Origin of the sequence: Aeromicrobium sp., from assembly GCF_014378035.1 — a bacterium.
Taxonomy (GTDB): Bacteria; Actinomycetota; Actinomycetes; order Propionibacteriales; family Nocardioidaceae; genus Aeromicrobium.
Window position 1 is genome coordinate 1 of the sequence record NZ_JACMOM010000046.1, and the last position, 4,632, is coordinate 4,632.

A 4,632-nucleotide genomic window follows, 5' to 3' on the forward strand; every position below is an offset into this window, starting at 1 on the left:
TCCAGACCCTCAGCCAACGTGCTCGCCGTCGCCGACCCCCCCAGGGTCACCGCGTAGTACAGCCGCAACCGCAGCGGCTGCGACATCGCTCGGACGGCACCCATCTCGGTCACTCGACGGGTCGGGGTCATCCCCACACGGTACTGCGAAAGACAATTTGTGCAATAACCCTTCTCGAGTTGGTCTGACGCAGACCGAGACCCAGGAGTGCTCGGCCTGACAGGGGTCCGTCGAAGAGCCTGGCTCGACCCATGAGGGGGTATGCCGATACGGGAAGGACGACCGGGACGTCGGTGACAAGACGGGGTCGATGAGGGCTTGACCTTGCCGTTGCGTCAAGTTCTAGCGTCGGTGGTGGCCGGCACCGAGCCGGCTGGGAGCACGGGGGGTTGGCATGGCGTTCTCGATCGCCGAAGTGGCCCGGATGTCGAAGGTGACGTCGCGGACGCTGCGGCACTACGACAACGTCGGGTTGTTGGCACCGGCCTTCGTCGGGGCCAACGGCTACCGCTACTACGAGCAGGCGCAGCTGCTGCGACTGCAGCAGATCCTGCTGCTGCGCGAGCTCGGTCTGGGACTCGGCGCGATCGCCGAGGTCCTGGCCGGTGATCGTGACCAGGTCGCGGCGCTGCGTCAGCACGAGCGGTGGCTGCACAGCGAACGCGACCGCCTCGGTCAGCTCGCCGACACCGTCTCCCGCACGATCCGACAACTGCAAGGAGAGCACGAGATGAGTGCACCAGAGCTGTTCGAGGGCTTCGCCGACCGGCAGGCCCAGCTCGAGGAGGACCTGGTCACCGAGCACGGCGACGGGGTGCGCGAGCACTTCCGCCACGCGCGCGGGGTGACCAAGGAGTGGACGCAGCAGGACTACCTCGACGCCCAGCGCCGGGGCGAGGAGCTCGACAACAAGGTCCTGGCGGTGATGCAGTCCGGGGCCGCCCCGGACTCCGACGCGGCCCTGGAGGTGATGGCCGAGCACTACGGGGAGGTCGCCCAGTTCTGGACCCCGGACCGGGCCAGCTACACGGGGTTGGGTCGGATGTACGTCGACAACCCCGAGTTCAAGGCCCGCTACGACGCCAAGGGCACCGGTCTGGCCGAGTACCTTCGGGACGCCACCGCCGCCTACGCCGAGCAGCGACTGGGCTGACTCCACACCTGCGGACGCAAGTGAGGACAGCGGGTTCAGGGGCTGCAGACCCTGAACCCGACTCGCGGAGCCCACCGCCGGCCTCGGCCACGAAACCTGTCCCGAACGCCGATGGGCCCGCGGCGAAGCCTCACCACTGACCGAGGAGGGACGATCGGCGGCCCAGTCGCCGATCGGGGGGTGGCGCTCGAGCGTGCGGATTCTCGTTTGCCCCGTGCGCGGGTGTCCCGCTCCGGGGAGGATCGGCAGATGATCCGCGCGGTGGTGTTCGACCTCGATGGCGTGGTCCGACACTTCGACGTCGAGCAGGTCCGGGACGTTGAACGTCGTCACGACGTGCAACCTGGATCGGTGTTCGCCGCAGCGTTCTCGCGGCCGCTGCTCGATCGGGTGGTCACGGGCGAGATCACCCGCGCTGAGTGGGTGCATCAAGTTGGTGAGCGGATCGGCGCACCGGAGGCAGCGAACGAGTGGGCGTCGCAGCTTCCGGTGGTCGATCACGACGTGCTCCACCTCGTCGACGAGATTCGCAGGGCCGGCATCGTGACGGCCGTGCTCACGAACGGCACCGACACCATCCCAGCGGAGCTGCGTGAATCGGGAATCGATGAGCACTTCGACCGGATCTACAACTCGGCTGAGGTTGGTTTCGCCAAACCCGATGTTCGCGCCTTCCAACACGTGCTCGACGATCTGAATGTGGTCGGGGCAGACGTGTTCTTCACTGACGATTCTGCCGCGAAGCTGGTCGGCGCGGGCACGCTGACGATGACGACCCACCTCTACGAGGACGTGCAAGGGCTGCGCGTGGCTTTACGTGGAGCCGGGCTACCCATCGCCTAAATATGCGCCGCCGGCAGTCCACAGCCCAGTGCCAGCCGCAGGAGCGTGACCGGTCCGCGATCCCGATCCGGGCTCGTGCGCACCAGCGAGCCGGGGGACGGGGCGGGCCTCGTCTCAGGTGGACCAGAGGTGGTCTGCGACCACCCAATTGCGCGGTCAGCGGTTGTGGTGCATGAATAAGCACCGGGGCCGGGGGTTGCTCGGCGCTGCACCTATGGTCGCGACCGAGCTGAGGAGACGACACAGCGATGGGTTCGAGCATCACCGTGACCCGGGCACCGGAGTTGCGGGGACGTCAAGGCATCTACGAGGTCACCATCGACGGCATCGCCGTCGGCTCGCTCGAACGCGGGCAGTCCGTGACGCACTCGGTGCCCACCGGCGACCACACCGTCCAGGTCAACCGCGATGCCCAGCACACCAGCACCCGTCAGAGCGTGACCGTCGCCGACGACGAGCAGATGACGCTGTATGTCAGCTTCATCTCCGAGCGTGCGGCCCACGTCCGCTCGCCCACCAAGCCCAGCGACTGGCTTGTCCTGACCACCGACGGCAGCCTCGGCAACGCCGACGGGAGCACGCCCCCACGCGAGCTGCGCGCCCGGGGAGCTCTCGTCGCGCTCGGCCTCATCGCGCTCGTGCTCGGTTTCCTCGCCCCCGCCGGCCCGGTCAAGACGACGGCATTCGCAGTCTTCTTCATCGCGACGGCCGTCGGCTTCTACCTCACCGTCCGCCGCATGAGGCACCTCTACCGATCCCCCAACAAGACCTGAACAGGCTCCGGTGTTGACGTCCCGCAGGGGATCGCTGACCGGGGCGAGTGCCGCGGCATCACAGCATGACGCTGACCCCGACGTCACCTCAGAGGTCAGCGCCGGCCTGCTGGCTCGAATGCTCGACGAGCAGGAGAGGGTTCGACGTCACGACGGGCGCGGACTGCAGCAGCGGGTGCAGGTGCGGGTCGGTGACGTGCCCGTCGAGCTCGAGCGCGGTCATGCCGGCGGCAGCCGCTGCAGTGACGGTGCGCGCAAGGGCTGCCGCGAGCACCGCAGCTCCGTGCGGCTGGGAACGGCTCTGCGTCTCTGCCACCACCTCGAGCTGGTGGTCGCCAGCCGGGAAGGCGAGCACTAGGGCGGCCAGATGGCCGTCGACGACGGCGACACTGCCCATGGTGGCGTCGTGCTCGTCGATGGTCGAGCGGGCGACGTCGTCGAGGGCATCGAGGGACGTGACCGGCGACCACCCCTCGTGCACCCACAGATACTGCTCGACGAAGGCGGCGACGAGGCGCTCATGAGCCCACCCGTCGAGCGGCTCGACGCGGGCACCGTGGGGCGCTACCGCGCCGGCGGCCCAGGCCTGCACGTTGGGCGAGCTGGGGTCGAGGGTGACCCCGTCACAGCGCTGGTAGGCCAGCCCGCCCACAGCGGCGACGAAGTGGTGGCCGGCGGAGTCCGGGGCGACCTTGGCCGCCAGAGGACGTGAGTCCGGGGCACCGCGGTAGGCCTGCCGGAGCAGCTCCGATCCGACACCACGCCGTCGGTGCTGCTCGGCGACCTCGACCGCGCAGAGCAGGCGCCCGTCGTGCACGCGGTTGGTCGCTACGGTCACTGCCCCTATGAGGTGCCCGGCTCGCTCGGCGACCCACGTCTGCCGCCAGCGCCGGCCCTCACGCCATGCCGGTCCGTGCAGCGCATGGCCCTGGTTGGCCCACACCGGAGTGGCATCGGAGGCCAGCAGTGCAGCCACCTCGGCCGCGTCGCCGTCCGACCACGGCCTGACCATCACGGCGTCCACCACGACATCGTCGCAGGGTCGGCTCGCGCCGACCGGTAGTCGATCGGGATTCGGTCAGTGGACGAACAGGCAGAACGGGTGCCCGGCGGGGTCGCGCAGGACGTACAGGGGTTCGTCCGGGTCGGTGGATCGGTCGAGCAGCAGCTGCGCCCCGAGGTCCTCAGCACGTCGGCGTTGTTCGTGGAGCTCCTCGAGGTCGTGCACGGTCATGTCGAGGTGCAGCTGCATGGGTACGTCTGAGGTGGGCCACGTCGTCCGTGGCAGCGACACCATCTGCTGGAACGCGAGGGCACGTCCACCGTTCGAGTCCACGAGAACGAGCCAGTCGCGTTCGCTCTGCGTTGGCTCAGGCTCGTCGCCCGCCCGGTAGGCCAACCCCAGCAGCCGGCGATAGAACTCTGCGAGCTCGCGAGCGTCTTCGGTGTCGAGCCCCGTCTGGAGAAGTGTGGGGTACCGCGGCACGAGACCTCCCGAGTTGGACGTTCCTGCGACGGGCCGAGGTCGTCGTTCTGAAGCTAGACGCCTACGGCAGGTGCATGCGACCCATGATCGGTGACCTCCTCCCGAGTCCCGATCGACGGTCGTTCATCGAGACGTGTTGGCGGAGCACCACTGCTTCATCATCGCTCCCGAGTATTGCGTACGTCAAAACGTACGTTTGTGCGGTAGTCTTCGGTCATGAGTGCTGTGAGTGCGACGTCGGCGCGGTCGAATCTGTACCGGTTGATCGACCAGGTGAACGAGGAGTCGGACCCGTTGACCATCACGGGGCAGCGGGGCAACGCGGTGCTGGTCGGAGAAGCCGACTGGCAGGCGATCCAGGAGACGCTGTTCCTGCA

General features: G+C 68.2%; 6 protein-coding genes. 4 read left to right on the forward strand and 2 right to left on the reverse strand.

All coding sequences use genetic code 11. The features are described from left to right. Nucleotides 1-394: 394 nt before the first annotated feature. The 3 genes from H7290_RS02630 (at nt 395) to H7290_RS02640 (ending at nt 2,769) form a co-directional block, all read left to right on the forward strand. Nucleotides 395-1,153, forward strand: coding sequence for a TipAS antibiotic-recognition domain-containing protein (locus H7290_RS02630; protein WP_290512462.1), 759 nt, complete (start codon nt 395-397; stop codon nt 1,151-1,153). Nucleotides 1,154-1,402: 249 nt separating this feature from the next. Then, entirely contained in the window at nt 1,403-1,996 is a 594-nt protein-coding gene (locus H7290_RS02635; RefSeq protein ID WP_290512463.1) for an HAD-IA family hydrolase, read from the forward strand. A gap of 248 nt (nt 1,997-2,244) precedes the next feature. Next, the gene (locus tag H7290_RS02640; RefSeq protein WP_290512464.1) at nt 2,245-2,769 is read left to right on the forward strand and encodes a hypothetical protein; all 525 of its coding nucleotides are present in this window, start codon (nt 2,245-2,247) and stop codon (nt 2,767-2,769) included. Nucleotides 2,770-2,857: 88 nt separating this feature from the next. On the opposite strand, the gene H7290_RS02645 is transcribed toward H7290_RS02640, so the two are convergent. Both H7290_RS02645 and H7290_RS02650 read right to left on the reverse strand, forming a co-directional pair. Beyond that, nucleotides 2,858-3,793, reverse strand: a complete 936-nt coding sequence (locus H7290_RS02645) for a GNAT family N-acetyltransferase (protein ID WP_290512465.1) — start codon at nt 3,791-3,793, stop codon at nt 2,858-2,860. Between the two features lie 54 nt (nt 3,794-3,847). Then, nucleotides 3,848-4,255: a VOC family protein gene (locus tag H7290_RS02650; RefSeq protein ID WP_290512466.1), complete on the reverse strand. Its 408-nt coding sequence runs from the start codon at nt 4,253-4,255 to the stop codon at nt 3,848-3,850. Between the two features lie 216 nt (nt 4,256-4,471). Between H7290_RS02650 and H7290_RS02655 the strand changes: the two genes are divergently transcribed. Further along, a partial coding sequence (locus tag H7290_RS02655; RefSeq protein ID WP_290512467.1) for a type II toxin-antitoxin system Phd/YefM family antitoxin occupies nt 4,472-4,632 on the forward strand: 161 nt, incomplete at its 3' end.